This is a genomic window from Streptomyces sp. NBC_01515, assembly GCF_045040345.1.
Taxonomy (GTDB): Bacteria; Actinomycetota; Actinomycetes; order Streptomycetales; family Streptomycetaceae; genus Streptomyces.
On the sequence record NZ_CP109416.1, the window covers coordinates 7,821,809 to 7,843,544 of the forward strand.

General features: G+C 70.0%; 19 protein-coding genes and 1 pseudogene. 13 read left to right on the plus strand and 7 right to left on the minus strand.

All coding sequences use genetic code 11. The features are described from left to right. Window positions 1–371 precede the first annotated feature (371 nt). Window positions 372–1,961, plus strand: coding sequence for a phosphoglycerate dehydrogenase (gene serA / locus OG407_RS35480; RefSeq protein WP_318018995.1), 1,590 nt, complete (start codon window positions 372–374; stop codon window positions 1,959–1,961). Between the two features lie 85 nt (window positions 1,962–2,046). On the opposite strand, the gene OG407_RS35485 is transcribed toward serA, so the two are convergent. Continuing rightward, window positions 2,047–3,609 (minus strand): MFS transporter, encoded by a 1,563-nt coding sequence (locus OG407_RS35485; RefSeq protein ID WP_405863582.1) that lies wholly within the window; start codon window positions 3,607–3,609, stop codon window positions 2,047–2,049. A 97-nt stretch (window positions 3,610–3,706) separates the two neighbouring features. Here OG407_RS35485 and OG407_RS35490 point away from each other — a divergent pair, with 97 nt between their 5' ends. After that, the gene (locus OG407_RS35490) at window positions 3,707–4,303 is read left to right on the plus strand and encodes a TetR/AcrR family transcriptional regulator (RefSeq protein ID WP_405863584.1); all 597 of its coding nucleotides are present in this window, start codon (window positions 3,707–3,709) and stop codon (window positions 4,301–4,303) included. Window positions 4,304–4,468: 165 nt separating this feature from the next. On the opposite strand, the gene OG407_RS35495 is transcribed toward OG407_RS35490, so the two are convergent. Both OG407_RS35495 and OG407_RS35500 read right to left on the minus strand, forming a co-directional pair. After that, window positions 4,469–5,584: an MFS transporter gene (locus OG407_RS35495; RefSeq protein WP_405863586.1), complete on the minus strand. Its 1,116-nt coding sequence runs from the start codon at window positions 5,582–5,584 to the stop codon at window positions 4,469–4,471. A 12-nt stretch (window positions 5,585–5,596) separates the two neighbouring features. Then, on the minus strand, window positions 5,597–6,265 hold the full coding sequence (locus OG407_RS35500; RefSeq protein WP_405863588.1) for a Type 1 glutamine amidotransferase-like domain-containing protein: 669 nt from the start codon (window positions 6,263–6,265) through the stop codon (window positions 5,597–5,599). Between the two features lie 185 nt (window positions 6,266–6,450). Between OG407_RS35500 and OG407_RS35505 the strand changes: the two are divergent. The 3 genes and pseudogenes from OG407_RS35505 to OG407_RS35515 form a co-directional block, all read left to right on the plus strand. Then, window positions 6,451–6,645 (plus strand): annotated as a pseudogene (locus tag OG407_RS35505) (Scr1 family TA system antitoxin-like transcriptional regulator); the annotation flags it as partial. Between the two features lie 83 nt (window positions 6,646–6,728). Continuing rightward, on the plus strand, window positions 6,729–7,331 hold the full coding sequence (locus OG407_RS35510) for a DUF4240 domain-containing protein (RefSeq protein WP_405863590.1): 603 nt from the start codon (window positions 6,729–6,731) through the stop codon (window positions 7,329–7,331). A 168-nt stretch (window positions 7,332–7,499) separates the two neighbouring features. After that, the gene (locus tag OG407_RS35515) at window positions 7,500–7,889 is read left to right on the plus strand and encodes a hypothetical protein (protein ID WP_405863592.1); all 390 of its coding nucleotides are present in this window, start codon (window positions 7,500–7,502) and stop codon (window positions 7,887–7,889) included. Between the two features lie 34 nt (window positions 7,890–7,923). Here OG407_RS35515 and OG407_RS35520 read toward each other — a convergent pair whose 3' ends face one another. Together OG407_RS35520 and OG407_RS35525 are read right to left on the minus strand one after the other, a co-directional pair. Continuing rightward, a complete protein-coding gene (locus OG407_RS35520; protein ID WP_405863594.1) occupies window positions 7,924–8,148 on the minus strand; it encodes a hypothetical protein in 225 nt (74 codons plus the stop codon). An 86-nt stretch (window positions 8,149–8,234) separates the two neighbouring features. Next, window positions 8,235–9,737: a helix-turn-helix domain-containing protein gene (locus tag OG407_RS35525; protein ID WP_405863596.1), complete on the minus strand. Its 1,503-nt coding sequence runs from the start codon at window positions 9,735–9,737 to the stop codon at window positions 8,235–8,237. A 143-nt stretch (window positions 9,738–9,880) separates the two neighbouring features. Between OG407_RS35525 and OG407_RS35530 the strand changes: the two genes are divergently transcribed. The 4 genes from OG407_RS35530 (at window position 9,881) to OG407_RS35545 (ending at window position 13,543) form a co-directional block, all read left to right on the plus strand. Further along, a complete protein-coding gene (locus OG407_RS35530) occupies window positions 9,881–10,807 on the plus strand; it encodes a proline dehydrogenase family protein (RefSeq protein WP_403587226.1) in 927 nt (308 codons plus the stop codon). 69 nt (window positions 10,808–10,876) lie between these two features. After that, a complete protein-coding gene (pruA, locus tag OG407_RS35535) occupies window positions 10,877–12,508 on the plus strand; it encodes an L-glutamate gamma-semialdehyde dehydrogenase (RefSeq protein ID WP_405863598.1) in 1,632 nt (543 codons plus the stop codon). Between the two features lie 100 nt (window positions 12,509–12,608). Continuing rightward, window positions 12,609–13,151, plus strand: coding sequence for a GNAT family N-acetyltransferase (locus tag OG407_RS35540; RefSeq protein WP_405863600.1), 543 nt, complete (start codon window positions 12,609–12,611; stop codon window positions 13,149–13,151). A 260-nt stretch (window positions 13,152–13,411) separates the two neighbouring features. Then, complete coding sequence (locus tag OG407_RS35545) at window positions 13,412–13,543, plus strand: hypothetical protein (protein ID WP_327401110.1); 132 nt, start codon at window positions 13,412–13,414, stop codon at window positions 13,541–13,543. Window positions 13,544–13,653: 110 nt separating this feature from the next. On the opposite strand, the gene OG407_RS35550 is transcribed toward OG407_RS35545, so the two are convergent. Beyond that, on the minus strand, window positions 13,654–15,228 hold the full coding sequence (locus OG407_RS35550; RefSeq protein WP_405863603.1) for a purple acid phosphatase family protein: 1,575 nt from the start codon (window positions 15,226–15,228) through the stop codon (window positions 13,654–13,656). Window positions 15,229–15,381: 153 nt separating this feature from the next. On the opposite strand from OG407_RS35550, the gene OG407_RS35555 reads away from it, so the two are divergent. After that, entirely contained in the window at window positions 15,382–16,425 is a 1,044-nt protein-coding gene (locus tag OG407_RS35555; protein ID WP_043680300.1) for a 3-isopropylmalate dehydrogenase, read from the plus strand. 262 nt (window positions 16,426–16,687) lie between these two features. Then, a complete protein-coding gene (locus OG407_RS35560; protein ID WP_405863605.1) occupies window positions 16,688–17,776 on the plus strand; it encodes a branched-chain amino acid aminotransferase in 1,089 nt (362 codons plus the stop codon). A 6-nt stretch (window positions 17,777–17,782) separates the two neighbouring features. Here the strand turns inward: OG407_RS35560 and OG407_RS35565 are convergent, their stop codons facing one another. Further along, window positions 17,783–19,216 carry a cytosine permease gene (locus tag OG407_RS35565; protein WP_405863607.1) on the minus strand — a complete coding sequence of 478 codons (1,434 nt, stop codon included), beginning with the start codon at window positions 19,214–19,216 and terminating at the stop codon, window positions 17,783–17,785. A 117-nt stretch (window positions 19,217–19,333) separates the two neighbouring features. Here OG407_RS35565 and ureA point away from each other — a divergent pair, with 117 nt between their 5' ends. Both ureA and OG407_RS35575 read left to right on the plus strand, forming a co-directional pair. After that, a complete protein-coding gene (gene ureA / locus OG407_RS35570) occupies window positions 19,334–20,014 on the plus strand; it encodes an urease subunit gamma (protein ID WP_405863609.1) in 681 nt (226 codons plus the stop codon). After that, a complete protein-coding gene (locus OG407_RS35575; RefSeq protein WP_405863611.1) occupies window positions 20,011–21,696 on the plus strand; it encodes an urease subunit alpha in 1,686 nt (561 codons plus the stop codon). The genes ureA and OG407_RS35575 overlap by 4 nt, the downstream gene beginning before the upstream one ends. Window positions 21,697–21,736: the final 40 nt, after the last annotated feature.

The window sequence follows — 21,736 nt, forward strand, 5'->3', positions numbered from 1 at the left end:
AGCGAACGCTCCGGCCCCTTTGTCCAACCCGTCCAGCCTCGGACGGGTGATCCTTCCACAGAGGCGCAGGACGACTGTCGGAGCGCCACTACACTGCCGTACTAATACGCGTCAGGCCCACAGCGTCGTGCGTCTCCGCGGCAAAGCGACACCGAGGAATGTCAGGCACACCCCTGCGCCGCCCGGCACGCACTCTCGCCGCACCGGCCAAAGGCCCTAGTAGCTCCGCTACGAGGACCTTCGTCCGGCACACCGAGAGCACGCACCGAACGACGCAGGAGCGCACCCGACATTCCCCGGCGCCGCTTCCCCTCCACCGCCTGCGGCCGTCGGGACGGCCGTCCGCACGCAATGGACTTGTGAGGACTCACGTGAGCTCGAAACCTGTCGTACTCATCGCTGAAGAGCTGTCGCCCGCGACGGTGGACGCCCTCGGCCCTGACTTCGAGATCCGGCACTGCAACGGCGCCGACCGGGGCGAGTTGCTCCCCGCGATCGCCGACGTGGACGCGATCCTGATCCGCTCGGCCACCAAGGTCGACGCCGAAGCGGTCGCCGCCGCACGGAAGTTGAAGGTCGTCGCACGAGCCGGCGTCGGCCTGGACAACGTCGACGTCTCCGCCGCCACCAAGGCCGGCGTGATGGTCGTCAACGCCCCCACCTCGAACATCGTCACCGCCGCCGAGCTGGCCTGCGGTCTGCTGCTGGCGACCGCACGCCACATCCCGCAGGCCAACGCCGCGCTGAAGAACGGCGAGTGGAAGCGCAGCAAGTACACGGGCGTCGAGCTGGCCGAGAAGACCCTCGGCGTGGTGGGCCTGGGACGCATCGGTGCCCTCGTGGCGCAGCGCATGTCCGCGTTCGGGATGAAGGTCGTCGCCTACGACCCCTACATCCAGCCCGCGCGGGCCGCCCAGATGGGCGTCAAGATCCTGTCGCTGGACGAGCTGCTCGAAGTCTCCGACTTCATCACGGTGCACCTGCCCAAGACCCCGGAGACGGTCGGTCTGATCGGCGACGAGGCGCTGCGCAAGGTCAAGCCGACCGTGCGGATCGTCAACGCCGCGCGTGGCGGGATCGTCGACGAGGCGGCGCTGTACTCCGCGCTCAAGGAGGGCCGCGTCGCCGGCGCCGGGCTCGACGTCTACGCGAAGGAGCCCTGCACGGACTCCCCGCTGTTCGAGTTCGACCAGGTCGTCTCCACCCCGCACCTCGGCGCCTCCACGGACGAGGCGCAGGAGAAGGCCGGTGTCTCGGTCGCCAAGTCGGTGCGCCTCGCGCTCGCCGGTGAACTCGTCCCCGACGCGGTGAACGTCCAGGGCGGCGTCATCGCCGAGGACGTCAAGCCGGGCCTGCCCCTCGCCGAGAAGCTCGGCCGCATCTTCACCGCGCTCGCGGGCGAGGTCGCGGTCCGCCTCGACGTCGAGGTCTACGGCGAGATCACCCAGCACGACGTCAAGGTGCTCGAACTCTCCGCGCTCAAGGGCGTGTTCGAGGACGTCGTCGCCGAGACGGTGTCGTACGTCAACGCTCCGCTGTTCGCGCAGGAGCGGGGTGTCGAGGTACGGCTGACCACCAGCTCGGAGTCCGCCGACCACCGCAACGTCGTCACCGTGCGCGGCACGCTCGGCAGCGGCGAGGAGGTCTCGGTCTCCGGCACGCTCGCCGGCCCCAAGAACCTGCAGAAGATCGTCGCGGTCGGCGACTACGACGTCGACCTCGCGCTCGCCGACCACATGGTGGTGCTGCGGTACGAGGACCGCCCGGGTGTCGTCGGCACGGTCGGCCGTGTCTTCGGTGAGGCCGGGATCAACATCGCCGGGATGCAGGTGTCGCGGTCGGTCGCGGGCGGCGAGGCGCTGGCCGTGCTGACGGTCGACGACACGGTGGCCGCGAACGTGCTGGCGGAGGTGGCCGAGGAGATCGGCGCGACGTCGGCCCGCTCGGTGAACCTGGTCTGAGATTCCTGTCCGACGTTTCACGTGAACGCCGGGTGGGCTGAGGAGATGATCCTCAACCCACCCGGCGTTTCTGTGTAGTTGGGGGTCACGCCTCGGCCTGCTGCGGCTCGGCCGCCACCGGCTCGGGCGCCTGCACCTGGATGCCCCGCAGGGTCCGTGCCGCCGCGAAGGCCGCGCCCAGCAGCAGCACCGCACCGGCGATCGCCGCGCCGTGCATGCCGTCGGTGAAGGCCTCGCGGGCGGTTGCGATCAGGGCGTCTCCCGTGCGCCCCGGCAGCCGGCGGGCGACGGCCAGGGCGCCGCCGAGGGTCTCGTGGGCCGGGGCGGGGGCCGAGGCCGGGATGCCGTGGCGGTAGATCGCCGTACCGATGGAGCCGAGGACGGCCATGCCGAGGGCGCCGCCGAACTCCGCGCCTGTTTCCATCAGCGAGGACGCGACGCCCGCCTTCTCCAGCGGGGCGTTGCCCATCGCGAGGTCCATGATCTGGGACATCACCATGACGATCCCGGAGGCGAGGACACCGGCGGCGGCCAGGACCAGCCAGAGGGAGTCGGTGCCGGTGAGGGCGAGCATGCCGTAGCCGCAGGCGGCGATCGCGAAGCCGGACGCGACCACGTAGGCGCGGTCGACTCCCTTCTGGACGAGGGTGGTTGCGAGCGGGGCCGCCATGCCGATCGGTACCGAGGGGAGCAGGGCCCACAGGGCTGCCTCCATCGCGCTCTTGCCGAGTACGGACTGGAGGTACTGCGTGGTGAAGAAGGCCGAGCCCAGCATCCCGAAGGTGGAGAGGAGGTTGAGGACGACGGAGGGGCCGAAGCCCCGGGCGCGGAACAGGGTGGGGTCGATCATCGGGGAGGCGGTGGTGCGCTGGCGGTGGACGAACAGGGCCGCGAAGAGCAGGCCGACCGTGATCGAGACGACGTACTGGACGTGCCAGCCCTCGGAGGGGATCTCCTTGAGGCCGTAGATCACGGGCAGGACGCCGGCCATCGACAGGGGGACGCTCGGCCAGTCGAAGCGGCCGGGGGCGGGGTTCTTGGACTCGGGGAGCAGGAACGGGCCGATCAGGAGCAGCAGGGCCATCGCGGGCAGGTTGACCAGGAAGACGGAGCCCCACCAGAAGTACTGGACGAGGACACCGCTGAGCACCGAGCCGAGGGCGACACCGGCCGTCATCACGCCGGACCACAGGCCGATCGCCTTCGCGCGCTGGCCGGGGTCGGTGAACATCGTGCGCAGCAGCGCCATCGTCGAGGGCATCAGGGTCGCGCCGCCGATACCGAGGACCGCGCGGGCGGCGATGAGGGTCTCGGCGCTGTTCGCGTAGGCCGCGATGACGGAGGCGGTACCGAAGGCGGCGGCGCCGATCAGGAGGAGCCGGCGGTAGCCGACGCGGTCGCCGACCGAGCCCATCGTCATCAGCAGGCCGGCCAGGACGAAGGCGTAGATGTCGAAGATCCACAGTTGCTGGGTGCCGCTGGGCTCCAGGTCCGCGCTGATCGCCGGGATGGCGAAGTAGAGGACGGAGACGTCCATCGAGACCAGGAGCAGGGGGAGCATCAGGACGCCCAGAGCGGTCCATTCGCGGCGCCCGGCACGGGAGTTGGGGGTGCTCGGGGGGTTCGGTGCGTGCGTCGAGTTCGTCATGGCAGTGAATGTACGCGCGTCTTAAACGCTTGTCTAGAACGAATGTATAGGTCACCCGTCTAGGACGGTTGTATGGAACTGGCGGTACGGTGGAGGCATGGGACACCGTGAGGATCTGCTCGAAGGCGCGAAGCGCTGTCTGCTGGAGAAGGGGTTCGCGCGGACCACCGCGCGCGACATCGTCAAGGAGTCGGGGACCAACCTCGCGTCCATCGGCTATCACTACGGCTCGAAGGACGCGTTGCTCGCGCAGGCCTACATCGCGCTGGTGGAGACGGCGTCCGACGGCTTCGAGGGAGGCGACGGGGGCGCGGGCGCGGAGATCGGCGGCGAACCCGGTTCACTGGAGCGGTTCCGGGCGGTGTTCGCGAACATCGTCGCCAGCATGAGCGAGCCCGGTTCGATGTGGGGGCTCGGCATGGAGATCATGACCATGGGCGACAAACTGCCCGAAGTACGCGACCAGTTGGTCCGGGCCCAGCGTGAAGGCGGGCGGGGCATGGTCGCCTTGATGACGAGCGTGCCCGAGGCGGAGGTCTCCGACGAGACCGCGGACACCCTCGGCGCGCTCTACATGACCCTGATCACCGGGCTCATCGCGCAGTGGACCTTCGACGCGAAGAGCGCGCCGGACGCGGGGCAACTCACCGAGGGGCTGCGCCAAGTGCTCGAAGGCGCGCGGAAGTCCCGCTGATCCGGGGACGGGAGTGACGGTGATCCGGTGGGTGTACGGACGGCACGGCGATCCGGGGCAGGGGGCGCGGTGATCCGGCGGATGTATGGACGGCATGGCGATCCGGGGCAGGGGGCGCGGTGATCCGGCGGATGTATGGACGTCACGGTGAGCCGGGGATCGAAGTCACGCTGGTCCGGCGGGTGTTCGTCGGTCCCGGAGCGCCGGGGCCGCCGCGCCCAGCATCAACAGTGCGGTCAGCGTGAACGCCCACGGGTAGCCCGTCAGGCCCGCCGCGATGCCGAAACCTGCCGCGCCTACGCCCATTCCGCCGTCGTAGGCCAGGTTCCACAGGGCGCTGACCGTGCCGTAGGAGGTGGCGGAGACGTGGGCGTACATCAGGGTCAGGGTGGCGTTCTGGGTGATGCCGAAGCCCGCGCCGAAGATGGCGGTGCCCGCAACGACCGATACCGGGTTGGCAGTTGGGGCGATGACCAGGACGCCCGCCGCCGACAGGAGCAGGCCGGGGAGGATGAGCCGCGCGCTGCCGTGGCGGTCGCCGAGGCGGCCCGCGAGCCAGCGGGTCAGGGTCGAGGCGGCGGTCTGTACGAACAGGGCCGTCGCGATGACTCCGGCCGGCGCCGACGGGACGGCCAGCGGTAGGAAGGTCACCACGATGCCGGCGGCGGTGGCGGTGGCCGCGAAGACGAGTACCGGCCGGAGCAGCGCGCCCGTGCGCAACCCCCGTACGACGCCCAGCGGTTGCTCGGAGTGGTCCGTGTGGTCCGTGTGGTCCATATGGTTCGGCAGTCCGAGGACGAAGGCGATCGCGGCCAGCGCGGCGAGGCCGCCGGTGACAGCGACCGGGCCGTAGCCCACGCGGTCGGCCGGCCAAAGCCCCAGTGGCAGTGCGATCAGCGACGGCACGCCGGACACCACACCCACCAACGCGAGCCCCTCGCCCCGGCGTTGGTCCGGGATCAGCGACGCGGTGAGGGCACCGCCCGCGACGATCGTCAGCGCGAAACCGAGTCCGCGTACGAAGCACACCGCTACGATCCACGCCGTCTGCCCGGAGACGGTCAGCACCAACGCCGGTGCCCCGAGCAGGAACAGCCCCACGATCAGGGTCAGTCGATACCCGAAGCGCCCGACCAGCCGGGGTGTCACCAGCCCCCCGAGCACCGTCGCCAGCATCAACGAACCGGTCGCGAGCCCCGCCGCACCTCCACCGCCCCGCTCGGCCGCGTACGCCGGTACGACCGACAGCAGGAGAAAGAAACTGATCCCATTCCGGGCCACTGGACCGGTCGCTCAGTTGAACAGCCTCCAGCGCCCCTCGGACACGACCTCGACGCCACCACCGTCGGTCACCTTGATCGCGGTCTGCGCGTCGATGGCGTATGCCGGACCTCTTGTCGCGGCGGCCCAACGTTCCGCCTCCGCCATGGTGTTGTCCGGACAGCCCGGGCTGTCGAGGTGCGGGAAGAGGGAGAAATCGACGACTCCCAGCGCGCTGTCGTCACCCGTGGGCGGCTTCCAGTCGGCGAAGGCCTCTCCGATGCGAGGAGTCAGCACCATGCTTCCGGCGCTGAGGCCGACGTAGACCGTGTCGCGCAGGGACGGGAAGAGGTCGGCCAGGCCGGACTCGCGCATCCAGTGGCACAGGTAGAGCGCGTCGCCGCCGTTCACCAGGAGGGCGTCTGCTTCTCGGACCCAGGAGACCCAGCGTTCCTTGTCGATCCCGGGCAGTGCGGTGAGTTCCAGTACGCCCACCGACTTCCAGCCCAACTCGGTCATGGGGCTGGGGGATTGACCGCTGATGAAGCGCCATGGCCCGCCCGGGTCGCCGTACGGGCCCCCGTATCCCGCCGTGGGGATGCAGAGCGCGCCTGCCTCGGCGATCGGTTTGCCGAGGAGGTCGACTAGTGCCGCCAGGATGCTCGCGTTCCTGACGCCGGAGTCGGTGAGGAGGAGCTTCATCGGGACTCCCTGCTGCTTGGGCAACTGCCTTTTCCACCCGTCATGTTGGACCCTCCTCCCACATGCCCAAGGCTGGGGCTCTGAGTGCGAAGCAACGGAACGCGTGCAGGAGCGGTGGGGCGTACGTCCTCGGGGGTCACCGTCCATTCCGTCCCGCTGGTGACCCCGTGCAGGCGCCCTCGTCGTTGGTGTTCGTCGTGCTGGACGAGAGCTGTCTGCGTCGGTCCGTCGGTGAACCCGCCGTCATGAACGGCCAGTTGGACCGGCTGCTGAAGTTCGCCGAGTTGCCCAACACCGTGCTGCAGATAGCCCCGTTCGAGATGGGGGAGTGTGAAGGCTGCCGACACCCGCCGGTGAGGACCCTCTTCGTGGAAGTGTGACACTTTGCCGGAGAGTGTCACATTTCTGCACCCTGCCTACCCACCCGGAGGGCGATGTCAGTGCCGCCTGTCATGGTGGGATCGTGGACGACGAGACCTTCTGGAATCTGATCGAGGGCTGCCGACGACGGATGCCCGGCCCTGACGAGCAGGACGAGCAAGTGGGTTGGCTGTCCGGGGAGTTGGCGCGCCGCGCCGAACCGGAGATCGTGCGGTTCCAGGTATGCCTGGACCGTGTGCTGATCCCCACGTTCACCTGGGAGTTCTGGGCCGCGGCGGAAAGAATCATGGGCTGGTGCTCCGACGACAACTTCTTCTACTTCCGGCTCTGGCTGGTCGGGTTGGGGCGGGACGCGTTCGACCGGGTGACCCGTGATCCGGACGCGCTGGCGGAACTGCCGGAAGTGGTACGGCTCGTGGGCCGGCACCGGGAGGCCTGGGGTGAGGAGGAGTGGCTCGCCTGGGAGGAGTTGGGCTACGCGGCGGGGCGGGCGTTCGTCCAGGTGACGGGCAGGACGGAGCAGGACTTCTACGACGCCGTCGAGGCGTGGGGCGCCGAGGATCCCGAGCCGATGGACCCGGCCGGTGAACAGTGGGACGCGAACGACGACGAGCAGGCGAAGCGTCGTCTGCCCCGCCTCAGCGCGCTGTTCCCCGTGTCCGAGGGCAACTCCGGGACGGCGTAGGAGAGCGCCCTTCTACGGCGCACGCGCCCCCGCCCTCCGCCGGGGGCGCACCCCGTCACCCACACGAGCGGCATCGACGCCGTTCACCCGTACGGCCCCTGCGGGTCGTTCCGTGCCTCCTCCATGATCGCCGTGCAAGCAGGCACCGCACGGAACGAGGAGCAGGCAGTGAACGTACGGAAGAAGATCGGCATGCTGGCCATGGCGGGCGCGCTGGCGCTGGGGATGGCCTCGGCGCAGTCACCGGCGAGTGCGACCTCGGGCGCCACCCCGGTGAAGTCCGTGCGGGCCGAGTGCGGTGTGCGTTCCGACGCCCGGCTGTACTGCGGGAACAAGGCCGGCGCGAAGGGCTACGCGGACCGCTCCTACCGCTCCGCGACCCGGGGCCAGTTGAACGGCACGTTCAGCTGGTTCCAGTGTTGGGGCCACGGCGACCCGCACCCGGGCGGCAACGACATCTGGTACTGGACCCAGCTCGACAACGGCGCCTGGGGCAACGTCCCCGCCGTCGACGTCTCGACCGGCCAGGACCCGGCGCCCGGTCTGCGGCAGTGCTGAAGCGCTGAAGCGCTGATGTGCTGAAGTCGCTTGATCAGCGCGCTGTTTCCGGGGCGCCGATCACGTGATGGATCGCGGACGCGGCGTCGACGGCGATGTGGGTGGGGCGGAACGTCGGCTCGGCCAGGGTGACGCGGTCGGCGGCGCCCCGGTCGAGGAACGTCCGGACGGCATCGCCGGTGACCGTCCCGCCGTAGCGCTCGATCATGGCCTCGGCGACGGCCTGCCTCGGCGCGTAGCCGCTCGCGTCGACCGACATCAGCCAGGTGACGTCGTCCTCAGGGTGTTGTCCAGATCGAGCATCCGCTGGGGCACGCCGAGCTGTAGATCACCGGCCGGCGGTGTCTACAGCCGCGCCCTTTTCAACGCCATGTGGAGCAGCAGCCGGTCCTCGCCGTCGTCCAGGTCCAGGCCCGTCAACTGCTCCACGCGCGACAGCCGGTAGTACAGCGTCTGCCGGTGGATCCCCAACTCGGCCGCCGCGCGCCCCGCTTGGCCCGCGCAGTCGAGGTACACCTCGGCCGTGCGGGCGAGTTCGTGGTGGGCGGGGGAGAGGAGGGGGGCCACCGCGGGGTCGTGGGGGGACTCGGGGGAGAGGGAGGTCAGGAGGCGGTACGGGCCGATGCCGGACCAGTCGGCGACCGGGGCGAAGCGGGGTTCCGCGAGGGCCGCGCGGCACGCCGCCGTGGCTTCCTGCCAGGCGGTGCCCAGGTCGGTGAGGCCGATGCGGGGGGTGCCGATACCGGCGACGGGGGTGGTCCCGCGCGGCGGTCGTGAGGCGCTGCTCGCCGGGGGAGTCCGGCCGTCTGTCGGTGGTCGTGAGGTGGTGTTCGCGGGGGGAGTGCCTCCGGCGGAAGCCGGTTGCGAAGTGCCGCCGGCCCCCGCAATCCGTCCGTTCGCGGGGGGCCGCGAAGCCGCACTCGCCCCGGGCCCCCGCGTATTCCCTGGCGCCTGTGCCGCCGCAGTTGTCCCGGGTCCCCGCCTATTTCCCGGCGCCTGCGAAGCCACACTCGCCCCTGGTCCCCGCGTATTCCCCGGCGCCTGCGAAGCCGCACTCGCCCCGCCCCCCCGCACATCCCCCAACACCCGCGCCGCCGCGGTCGCCGCCGGAGTCCGTACATCCGTCGACCGCAGCCGTACCAGCACCGCCAGGCACTGCTCCTCCGCCGCACCCCACGGCACCGTGCACAGCGCCGTCGCGTGCGGGACCGTACGGGCCGACGGGGCGTCGTCCGGGTCGGCGGACGGCCACGGCGCGACGCAGACCACCGCGTGCGGGCCGTCGCCGCGCGGGCCGAGGGCCGTGCGGAGGGCGGCCACCGCCATGTCGCGCTGCCAGCCGCGTTCGGCGGTGAGGACCGCGCGGAGTTCACGCGTCAGGTCGGCGCCCGCCTGGGCCTCGTCCGCGAGGAGCGCGCCGATCCGGGCGGCCACCCCCATCGCCGCCGCGAGCCGCGTCTCGTCGGGGCCGGGATCGTCGTCGTCCAGGAGCCAGACGTAGCCGAGGACGACAGCCCGATGGCGTACGGGGAGGCAGATGCGGCCGCGGTAGACGCCCGCCTCGGGGGTCGGCGGAATCCGGACCGGGCCGGCGGCGCGCGTGATGCCGAAGCCCTCGAACCACGTGCGGATCGCCGCCGTGGAACGCCGGGTCAGGATCGAGCGGGTGCGGACCGGGTCCAGCGCGGACGGGTCGAGGTCGCCCTCACCGTCGTAGGCACCGAAGGCGATCAGCTCGAAGTCGCGGTTCTCCAGGGTCGCGGGGGCGCCGAGGAGCTCCGAGATCTCGTCGACGAGCTCTTGGTAGTCGCCGGTGGAATCGGATGTCACCCGGGCATTCTCCCGCATTCCCGCATCGATTCCAGGCTGCCTTCATACATCTGTCTGAGATCTGCGGCACGGATGCGTGACAGCTGTCGATGGCCGACGATCGGAGACAACCCTAGGTTTCACGGTGGTTCCCCGTATGCCCGACTGCTTGGAGGTACCCCGTGCTGGGTCCCGTGATTCTCGCCGCCTCGCGCAGCGATCAGATGCGTCGGCTGATCTCGGCCGCGCCGGTGACCAAGCAGGTCGTCGACCGCTTCATCCCCGGCGAGACCGTGGACGAGATCGTGCCGATCGTCCAGGACCTCACCGCCAAGGGTCTTGAGCTGACGATGGACGTCGTCGGCGAGGACATCACCACCCCCGAGCAGGCCGCCGCCGCCCGCGACGCGTATCTCCAACTCGTCGACCGGCTCAAGGAGTTGGAGCTGGGCACCCGGGCCGAGATGTCCATCAAGCTGTCCATGTTCGGGCAGGCGCTGGACGGCGGTCACGAACTCGCCCTCGCGAACGTCCGGCCCGTCGTCGAGGCCGCCGCCGCCATCGGGACGACCGTCACGCTCGACGCCGAGGACCACACCACCCTCGACTCGATGTTCGCGATCCACGAGGAACTGCGGAAGGACTTCCCGGGGACCGGCTGCGTCATCCAGGCCTACCTCTTCCGCACCGAGTCCGACGCCCGCCGCCTCGCCGAGGCCGGCAGCCGGGTCCGGCTCGTGAAGGGCGCGTACAAGGAGCCCGCCGAGGTCGCGTACCAGCAGAAGCACGAGATCGACAAGGCGTACGTCCGCATCCTGCGCATCCTGATGGAGGGCGAGGGGTACCCGATGATCGGCTCCCACGACCCGCGCCTCATCTCCATCGGCCAGGAACTCGCCCGGCGCGCGGGCCGCAAGCTCGACGAGTACGAGTTCCAGATGCTCTACGGCATCCGCAGCGACGAGCATCTCCGGCTCGCCGCCGAGGGGCACCGCATGCGCGTCTACACCGCCTACGGCACCGACTGGTACGGATACTTCATGCGCCGCCTGGCGGAGAAGCCGGCCAACCTCCTCTTCTTCGCACGATCGACCCTCACCAAGGGCTGACCGAGGCCGACCGAGGCTGACCAGGGATTGACCCCAACACCCGCTCACGTACAAGGAGTTACGGATCTCATGGACGCTGTGACCCAGGTCCCCACCCCCGTCAACGAGCCGGTGCACGGCTACGCGCCCGGTTCTCCCGAGCGGGCCCGTCTTGAGGTCAAGCTCAAGGAGCTGGCCGAGAACCCGATCGACCTGCCGATGACCATCGGCGGCGAGAAGCGGCTGGGCGGCGGCGAGCGCGTGGACGTCGTACAGCCGCACAACCACAAGGCGCGGATCGGCACATACGCCAATGCCACGCAGGACGACGCCCAGGACGCTATCGACGCGGCCCTCGCCGCCGCGCCCGCCTGGCGTGCGATGTCCTTCGACGACCGTGCCGCGATCATCCTGCGCGCGGCCGAGCTGCTCTCCGGTCCGTGGCGGGAGACCCTCGCCGCGTCCACCATGCTGGGTCAGTCGAAGACCGCCCAGCAGGCCGAGATCGACTGTCCCTGCGAGCTGGTCGACTTCTGGCGCTTCAACGTCAAGTACGCCCGCGACCTGCTCGCCGAGCAGCCCCCGGTGAACTCCGCGGGCGTCTGGAACCGCCTCGACCACCGCCCGCTCGAAGGCTTCGTCTACGCGATCACGCCGTTCAACTTCACGGCTATCGCAGGTAACTTGCCGACGGCTCCGGCTCTCATGGGCAACGTGGTGGTGTGGAAGCCGTCGCCGACGCAGACCCACTCGGCCGTGCTGTTGATGCAGCTGCTGGAGGAGGCGGGTCTCCCCAAGGGCGTCATCAACCTCGTCACCGGAGACGGCATCGAGGTCTCCAAGGTGGCTCTTGAGCACCGCGACCTGGCCGCCATCCACTTCACCGGTTCCACCAAGACCTTCCAGTACCTGTGGAAGACGGTCGGCAACAACATCGAGAAGTACCGCTCCTACCCGCGTCTGGTCGGCGAGACCGGCGGCAAGGACTTCGTCCTCGCCCACCCGAGCGCGGACCGCGCGGTGCTGAAGACGGCGCTGACCCGGGGCTCCTTCGAGTACCAGGGCCAGAAGTGCTCCGCCAGCTCCCGGGCCTACATCCCGGCGTCGATCTGGAACTCGGGTTTCAAGGAGGAATTCGCCACCGAGGTCGACTACTTGACGATGGGTGACGTCACCGACCTGTCGAACTTCATCGGCGCGGTCATCGACGAGCGCTCCTTCGCCAAGAACAAGGCGGCCATCGACCGCGCGAAGGCGGACCCCAACTGCACGATCGTCGCGGGCGGTTCGTACGACGACTCGGTCGGCTACTTCGTCCGCCCGACGGTCGTCGAGTGCAGCGACCCGACCAACGAGGTCTTCACGACGGAGTACTTCGGCCCGTTCCTCGCGGTCCACGTCTACGAGGACGAGAACTACGACGAGATGCTGACCCAGATGGAGTCGGTGTCCGACTACGCCCTCACCGGCGCGGTCATCTCCAACGACCGCGCGGCGGCGGCCCACACGATGGAGAAGCTCCGGTACGCGGCCGGCAACTTCTACATCAACGACAAGTCCACGGGTGCGGTCGTAGGCCAACAGCCCTTCGGCGGCGGCCGCTCCTCCGGCACCAACGACAAGGCCGGCGCCCCGCAGAACCTGATGCGCTGGACCCTGACCCGCGCCATCAAGGAGACCCTGGTCGCACCGACGGACTACACGTACCCGCACATGGGCTGACGTCCGGTCGGACGGCATGAGGGGCTGGGCGATCGCCCAGCCCCTCGGTGTTTCTCCGAATGCGCCGGGCCGACGAGCCCTCGTCTCCGATACTGACCCCGTGACCATCCGTATGCGCACCGTCCACACGGCCGACCTCACCCCGGCCGATCTCCGTGCCGCCCGCGAGCTGCTGGACGCGGCCTTCGGGGGCGATCTCACCGACCAGGACTGGGAGCACGGGCTCGGGGGCGTGCACGCGCTGCTCGCCGACGACACCGGGCTCCTCCTCGCGCACGGCTCGGTCGTCATGCGCCGGGTGCGGTATCGGGGGCGCTGGCTGCGGGTCGGGTACGTGGAGGGCGTCGGGGTGCGGCCCGGTGCCCGGCGCAAGGGGTACGGCGGGCTGGTCATGGCCGAGCTGGAGCGGATCGTCGATCGTGGCTACGACGTCGGGCTGCTCGGGGCCAGTGACGACGGGGCCCGGCTCTACACCGTGCGCGGGTGGCGGCTGTGGGGCGGCAAGATCTCCGCCCTCGGGCCGGACGGGATCGTGCACCTGCCCGAGGAGGAGGACAGCACCTACGTCCGGACCGCGCTCGCCGGGCCCCTCGACCTCGGCAGCGATCTTCTCTTCGACTGGCGCGACGGGGATGTGCTCTGACGGGCCGGATCACAAAAGGCCAGGTCAGGGGCGTGTGACTCGTTTCACCGTCTCAGATAGTAGGAAGTCCGAGTAATTGTGGAGACAGATGCGCTGTCCTGTCCTAGCTTTGTAGGAGCCGAACGTCTCGCTAGACCAAGCGAATGGCGGTCGTGAGCCGGACACCGTGCAGGCAACCCCTGCGGTCCGTCGCTCCCCGTCTCTTCCGGCGTCTCGTAACCCCCTTCAGCACTCCAGGAATTCGAAGGAGTCGGTTCCCCATGGCCGAGACGACCGTCCGCCCCCGCGTCCGCCACGTGTCCCGCACGAGCGAGTCCGAGCGCAAGAACGCCGCAGCCGCCCTGCAGCGCGCCCTCGACCGCCGGGACAACGGCGGCGAGACCGGGCACTGAGCAGCAGTAACGCCTCAAAGGCCGCAGCCGCAGTAACGCTTTGAAAGCACGCCCGTCTTGAAGCACGCCCACCAGCCGGGAGCCGCGCCCGCACGGGGTGCGGCGCGGTCTCAGTGACCGCGCCGCACCTCGAAGTGGTCGATGCGCTCGCCGTTCCCGTCGAGGGCCGACACCCTGAGCCGGGGCGTACTGCCGCTCTCCGCCTCCACCGAGAGGAGGGAGAAGCCCCGGTAGCGCACCCGTGACCACTCCACCGTCTCCGCCTTCGTGTGCTGCCCCTTCGCCCACTCCACGGTGTCGACCGTCCCGTGCCGCGTGACGTGCCCCTCGTAGCTCTCCTTGACGCCCGCCGGGAAGCCGTACAGATCACGGCCGCCGCCGCCCGCCGTGACGTAGACGATCCCGTCCTTCGTCGGATCGGTGGACGCGCCGATCGGTACCGCCCGGCCGACCGTGTTGTCCCTGATCGCGTCGGTCCGCTCGTAGACGTGGTTGTGCCCGTTGATCACCAGGTCCACCTGGTGCTTGGCGAACAGTGGTAGCCATTCCGCCCGCACCCCGCCGTCCGACGCGTGCGACGAGGTCGAGTACGCGCAGTGGTGGAAGAAGACCACGACGAAGTCGACCTCCTTCGCCGCCCGCAGCTCACGCAGCCGGCCGTCCAGCCACTTCGTCTGCTTCCCGTCCGTGTAACCGAGGTTGGCGGTGATCTCGTACGACACGTCGTTCGCGTCCAGCGCCACGACGCCGACGTTGCCGTAGACGAAGGAGTACACGCCCGGCGCGTGTGTCGGGTCGAAGCCGTTCTCCGGGAGGGACCAGCGGGCGAGCTGGCCGCCGTAGCCGTCGGGGGAGTACCAGGCCTCCATGTCGTGGTTGCCGGTCGTCACCATCCACGGGACGGACCGGGAGACGGGCTCGTTCTGCTTGAGGAACAGGTTCCAGTACGTCGGGTCGTAGCCGTCCGTCGTCCTGCCCAGGCCGTTGGTGTCGGCGTAGCAGATGTCGCCCGCGTGGAGGTGGAAGGCGGGGTTCTCGCGCAGGACGACGTGGTCGTTGGCGGCGGCGGCGTTGCTCACGCCCTGGTCGCCGAAGGCCGTGAACACGAACTTCTCGGGGTTCCCCGGTGCCGTACGGAACGAGCCGATCGTCGAGCGGTGTGCCGGTGCCGCCGGGTCGAAGCCCTCGTGGCCGACGCCGTAGTAGTACGTCGTGCCGGGGTGGAGGTCGTCCAGGGCCGCGTGCACGTAGTACTGCTCCACCGCGGGACGGACGCCGGTCAGCCCGGGGGTGTGCAGGTCGCGTACCTCGGCGGTGATCCGGCGGCTCAGGTCGTCCGGCTTCAACCCCACGCGTACGTACGGCTTCCTGACCGCGAACGGGACCTGCCAGGAGATCCGCATCGCCGTCTTCGGGTCGGCGCCGAAGGCGAGATGGCGGCCGAACGGGGTGACGACCGCGCCGGGCACCTTCGACGTGGCGGGGCTGCTCGTTTTCCCGCCGGCCGCCTTGCCGTCGGTGGTCCCCTTGCCGGCGCACCCCGTCAGCAGTCCGCCCGCCGCCACCGCGCCCGCCGTCACCAGCGTCCGGCGCCGGGACAGCTTCGTGCGCAGGTACTCGTACTGCTCGGCCATGCTCATCCGGACCGCGAGGTGCTCCGGGATGCCGACGTCAGGTGTCTCCATGTCGATGAAGTTCCCCTAGAACTCCAACGGGGGCCATGCGTAGGGGTGAACGTACGTCGAACGGCCGACACCGGTGCCCGGGAGCAGTCCGTGCCCCGTCCGCATCGTGGACACCCGGTGTCATCCCATGGGACGCGGAGTACGGTGTCGGGCATGTCTCGCAGCATCGATCTCGCAGTGATCCCCGGTGACGGCATCGGTCAGGAAGTCGTGGCCGAAGGTCTGAAAGTCCTCTCCGCCGTCCTTCCGCAGGATGTGAAGCTGGAGACCAAGGAGTTCGACTTCGGCGCCCGGCGCTACCACGCCACAGGTGAGACCCTCACCGACGCCGACCTGGCCGCGCTGAAGCCGCACGACGCGATCCTGCTGGGCGCGATCGGTGACCCGAGCGTCCCCTCCGGGGTGTTGGAGCGCGGCTTCCTGCTGAAGCTGCGCTTCGCCTTCGACCACCACGTCAACCTGCGGCCGAGCAAGCTGCTCCCGGGAGTGGCGACCCCCCTCGCCGGTGAGCCGGAGATCGACTTCGTCGTCGTCCGTGAGGGCACCGAGGGTCCGTACACCGGCAACGGCGGCACGATCCGCAAGGGCACCGAGCACGAGGTCGCCACCGAGGTCTCCGTGAACACGGCCTTCGGTGTCGAGCGCGTCGTCCGGGACGCCTTCGCCCGCGCCCAGGCCCGCCCGCGCAAGAAGCTCACGCTGGTCCACAAGAACAACGTGCTGACCTTCGCGGGCCACCTGTGGACGAACGTCTTCAACAAGGTCGCGGCCGAGTTCCCCGAGGTCACCACCGACTACATCCACGTGGACGCGGCGACGATCTACCTCGTCACCGACCCCGCCCGCTTCGACGTGATCGTCACCGACAACCTCTTCGGCGACATCATCACCGACCTCGCCGCGGCCGTCTCCGGCGGCATCGGCGTCGCCGCGAGCGGGAACATCAACCCGTCCGGCGAGTTCCCCTCGATGTTCGAGCCCGTGCACGGCTCCGCGCCCGACATCGCGGGCCAGGGCAAGGCCGACCCCACCGCCACGGTCCTGTCCGTCGCCCTCCTCCTGCGTCACCTCGGCTACGAGTCCGAGGCCGTCCGCATCGAGGACGCCGTCTCCGCCGACCTCGCGGACCGCACCGGCAAGCCCGCCCGCAGCACCACCGAGATCGGCGACGCGCTCGCCGTACGAGTAGCCGGCTGACCCCGCCGCCACTCGAAAAACTCTCGCAGTATTTCGAAGCCGCCGGGTAGCAACCGCACCCGGCGGCTTTTCTTACGTCCCCGCCGGGTGCCACCATCATCCCTGGGTCGCATTCACGCCGTTTTCGTCCACGGTCCACCACGCGCGATAATCGAACGCGGAGCCGCGGAATGAGGGAATGCTCGGACGTCCTAACACTGGCCACTGGCAGTCGGGGCGTGAGCGCGGCCCGTCACACACAACCGGTGAAGGACAACCACTCATGACGACGCCCACGATCGAGCTCAAGCCCTCGGCCTCGCCACTTTCCGCCGCCGAGCGCGACGCGATTCTGACGAACCCCGGCTTCGGCCGCCACTTCACCGATCACATGGTGACGATCAAGTGGACCGAGGGCCGCGGCTGGCACGACGGCCAGCTCGTGCCGTACGGCCCGCTCTCCCTCGACCCCGCGAACATGACCCTGCACTACGCGCAGGAGATCTTCGAGGGCCTCAAGGCCTACCGACAGGCCGACGGCTCCGTCGCCACCTTCCGCCCCGAGAAGAACGCCCGCCGCTTCCAGACCTCCGCCCGCCGCCTCGGCATGCCCGAGCTGCCGGTCGAGACGTTCATCGAGGCCTGTGACGTGCTGGTCCAGCAGGACCGCGACTGGGTCCCGGCGCACGGCGGCGAAGAGTCCCTGTACCTGCGCCCGTTCATGATCGCGACCGAGGTCGGCCTGGGCGTGAAGCCCGCCAACGAGTACCTCTTCCTCGTCATCGCCTCCCCGGCCGGCGCCTACTTCCCCGGTGGCGTGAAGCCCGTCTCCATCTGGGTCTCCGAGGACCACGTCCGCGCCGTCCCCGGCGGCATGGGCGACGCCAAGACCGGCGGCAACTACGCCGCGTCCCTCCTCGCCCAGGCCGAGGCCGCCGAACAGGGCTGCGCCCAGGTCTGCTACCTCGACGCGGTCGAGCGCACGTGGGTCGAGGAACTCGGCGGTATGAACCTGTACTTCGTCTACGGCGACCGGATCGTCACCCCCACCCTCACCGGCTCGATCCTGGAGGGCGTCACCCGCGACTCCCTCCTCACCCTCGCCCGCGACCTCGGCTACGAGCCGGAGGAGGGCCGGATCTCCATCGACCAGTGGCAGCGCGACTCCGAGAACGGCACGCTGACGGAGGTCTTCGCCTGCGGTACGGCCGCGGTCATCACCCCGGTCGGCACGGTCAAGCGCACCGGCGCCGAGTGGCACCAGTCCGCCGGTGAGCCCGGCGAGGTCACGCTGAAGCTCCGCGCGGCACTTCTCGACATCCAGCGCGGCGACAGCGTCGACAAGCACGGCTGGATGCACAAGCTCGGCTAGGAACGGCTAGACCCGACTGGTCACTTCGGGGGTCGTCACGGACTCGGTCTCCCGGTCCGTGGCGGCCCCCGCCGTCAGCAGCACGTACGCCAGCCCGCCGACCGCCCCCGACAGCAGGAAGCTGCAGTCCACCCCGCCGGTCAGCGACAACAACGGCCCCTCGTACGACGGCAGCGACACCGCGAGCAGACCGACCCCCGCGCCCACCGCCCAGGAGATGACCGCCGGGACGTTCCAGCCCGCGCGGTACCAGTAGATCCCGCCCCGGGAACGGCGGTTGAAGACCTGGAGGGCGTCGGCGTCGTACATCCCCCGGCACCGCACGAAACCGACGAGGGTGATGACCGCCCACGGCGTCCCGATCGCCGTCAGCAGAAGCACGAAGGACGTCATCGCGGACTGCGCGTTCCAGGCGTAGTGGCCGACGAAGACACAGGCCATGGCGACGACCGCGACCGCGCACGTGGCCCGCGCCCGGGACGCGCGGGGCAGGATCGCGTCCAGGTCGAGGCCCATCGAGTAGAGCATCAGGCCCGCGTTGCCGACCGAGCCCGCCGACGCGGCGAGCAGCAGCGGGACCAGGTACCAGGTGGGTGACGCCGACACCAGCGGGCCCGCGTAGTCGAGAGCCGCCCGCGCCCCGAACGCCGTGAACGTGCCGAAGAGTTGGGGCACCAGGAGCCCGGCGATCAGGCCGAGCCAGGTCGCGTGCAGGACCGTACGGGAGGTGTGGCGGGCCGGGGAGATGTAGCGCGTGTAGTCCCCGAGGAGGGTGATGAACGCGATCGGCCCGGACAGTCCCGCCGCCACCGTCGCCAGACACCACGTCGGCCAGAACCCGCCCAGCAGATACCCGCCCGCCCCCGGCAGCGCGCCGGTCGTGAAGTGCGGGGCGTACGCGATCACCCCGAGGACCAGCAGCGCCGTCATCCCGACGGACAGGACGCGGGACATCGCGAGCAGCACCCGGTAGCCGTACACCGCGCCCGCCACGGTCGCCGCCGCGAGCAGCGCGTACACGACGGCGTACGACGCCCCGTCCGCCGGCAGCCCGAACAGCCGCCCCAGCACGCCCACCATCACATCGCCGCCGATCCACACGGTCAGCGCGGTGTAGCCGAGGGCGAGGAGCAGCCCGACGACCGAGCCGACCAGCCGCCCCCGCACCCCGAACTGGGCGCCGGACGACGTCGACAGGTTGGTCGCGGTGCGCAGCGAGACCAGCGCCAGCGGGGCCGTGAACAGCGTGCCGACCACCGTCCCCGCGACGATCGAGGAGACGGAAGCCCACCAGCCGAGCCCGAACGACGGCGGCAGCCACCCGAAGATGATCACGCCGAGGCAGAGGTTGGAGCCGAGCAGGATCGACATGAGGTCGCGCGGGCCGCTGGTGCGCTCCGCGTCCGGGACGGTGTCGACTCCGCGCTGTTCTATCGGCATGGTGGGCCACCTCATTCTTAGAGTGACGTTCAATGTGAACCGGGCGAGGGTGGCGCGTCAAGCATTCCGGGTATGGGTTTTACCGGTTAGAGTGATGCTCTAAAGGAGGGATACGGGATGAGGCTCACCCCCACGGAACGCGACCGCCTGCTGCTGTTCTCGGCCGCCGAACTGGCCCGCGCCCGCAAGGCGCGCGGCCTGCGGCTCAACGTGCCGGAGGCCACGGCGCTCATCGCGGACACGGTGTGCGAGGCGGCTCGTGACGGTGCTCGACTTGCCTTCGCGATCGAGCGCGCCCGGTCCGTCCTCGGCCCCGACGACGTGCTGCCGGGTGTCGCCGACGTCGTCACCGAGGTGCATGTCGAGGCCGTCTTCGACGACGGTTCGCGGCTCGCGGTGGTCTCGGACCCGATCGGCGGGGGACTCGCGGCCGATGCCCCGGGTGCGCTCCTCCCCGGCCCCGCGCACGCCGAACCCGAGGCGGTCGTACGGCTCACCGTCACCAACACCGCGACCGTCCCCGTCTCCGTGACCTCCCACTTCCACTTCTTCGAGGCCAACCCGCGCCTCGACTTCCCCCGCGCCGAGGCCTACGGCATGCGGCTCGCCGTCCCCGCCGGATCCTCGGTCCGCTTCGGTCCGGGCGAGAGTGCCGAGGTCGGCCTGCTGCCCATTGGCGGCGAGCGCGTCGCGATCGGTTTCGCGGGCCTCGTCGACGGCCCGCTGGACGCGCCGGGCGCGAAGGCGGAGGCGCTGCGCCGGGCAACTGCCTGCGGCTACCTGGGAGTTGAGCAGTGAACCCGTACGAGTACGCCGCCACCCACGGCCCCCGCGCGGGCGACCGCGTCCGCCTCGGCGACTCCGGACTGATCATCCGCGTCGAGTCCGACTCGCAGCGCTACGGCGACGAGTTCCTCGCCGGGTTCGGCAAGACGGCCCGCGACGGACTGCACCTCAAGGCCGCCGCCGTGCGCGATACCTGCGATGTCGTGATCAGCAATGTGGTCGTGATCGACGCCGTGCAGGGCATCCGCAAGGTGTCCATCGGGATCAGGGAAGGGCGGATCTGCTCCATCGGGCGGGCCGGCAACCCCGACACCCTCGACGGGGTGGACGTCGTCGTCGGCACCGGTACCTCGATCGTGTCCGGCGAGGGGCTCATCGCCACCGCCGGCGCGGTCGACACCCACGTCCATCTGCTCTCGCCGCGCATCATGGAGGCCTCGCTGGCGTCCGGGGTGACGACGATCATCGGGCAGGAGTTCGGCCCGGTGTGGGGCGTCGGCGTCAACTCGCCCTGGGCGCTGCGTCACGCCTTCAACGCCTTCGACGCCTGGCCGGTCAACATCGGCTTCCTGGGCCGGGGTTCGTCGTCCTCGGACGCGCCGTTGATCGAGGCGTTGGCCGAAGGCGGGGCCTCCGGCTTCAAGGTGCACGAGGACATGGGCGCCCACACCCGCGCGCTGGACACCGCGTTGCGGGTCGCCGAGGAGTACGACGTCCAAGTCGCCCTGCACAGCGACGGGTTGAACGAGTGCCTGTCCGTCGAGGATACCCTGCGAGTCCTGGAGGGCCGGACGATCCACGCCTTCCACATCGAGGGCTGCGGCGGCGGACATGTGCCGAATGTCCTGAAAATGGCGGGAGTCGCCAACGTCATCGGCTCCTCCACCAACCCCACCCTCCCCTTCGGCCGGGACGCGGTCGCCGAGCACTACGGCATGATCGTCTCCGTCCACGACCTGAAGACCGACCTGCCCGGCGACGCCGCGATGGCCCGCGACCGCATCCGTGCCGGGACGATGGGCGCCGAGGACGTGCTGCACGACCTGGGTGCGATCGGCATCACCTCGTCGGACGCGCAGGGCATGGGCCGGGCCGGTGAGACCGTGCGCCGTACGTTCGCGATGGCCGGGAAGATGAAGGCCGAGTTCGGCGCGCTCGGCGGTGCTCCGGAGACGGACCACGACAACGACCGCGTCCTGCGCTACATCGCCAAGCTGACCATCAACCCCGCGATCGCACACGGACTCTCGCACGAGGTCGGCTCCATCGAGGTCGGCAAGCTCGCGGACATCGTGCTGTGGCAGCCGCAGTACTTCGGCGCCAAACCACAGCTCGTCCTGAAGTCCGGGTTCCCGGCCTACGGCGTGGTCGGCGACCCCAACGCGGCGACCGACACCTGCGAACCCCTCGTCCTGGGACCGCAGTTCGGCGCGCACGGCTCCACGCCCGCCGACATCTCCGTGGCCTTCGTCGCGCAGGCGGCCCTGGACCAGGGGAACGACTCGATGCCAACGCGGCGCCGACGCGTGGCAGTTCGCGGCACGCGGGGCATCGGGCCCGCCGACCTGCGGCTCAACTCCCGTACCGGGGCGGTCGATGTGGACCAGCGGACCGGCCTGGTCACCCTCGACGGTGAGCCGCTGCGCTCGGAGCCGGCCGAGTCGGTCTCCCTGACCCGTCTCTACTTTTTGTGACACATGACCGGTCGAGTGTCACATTTCCAGAAAGGACCCT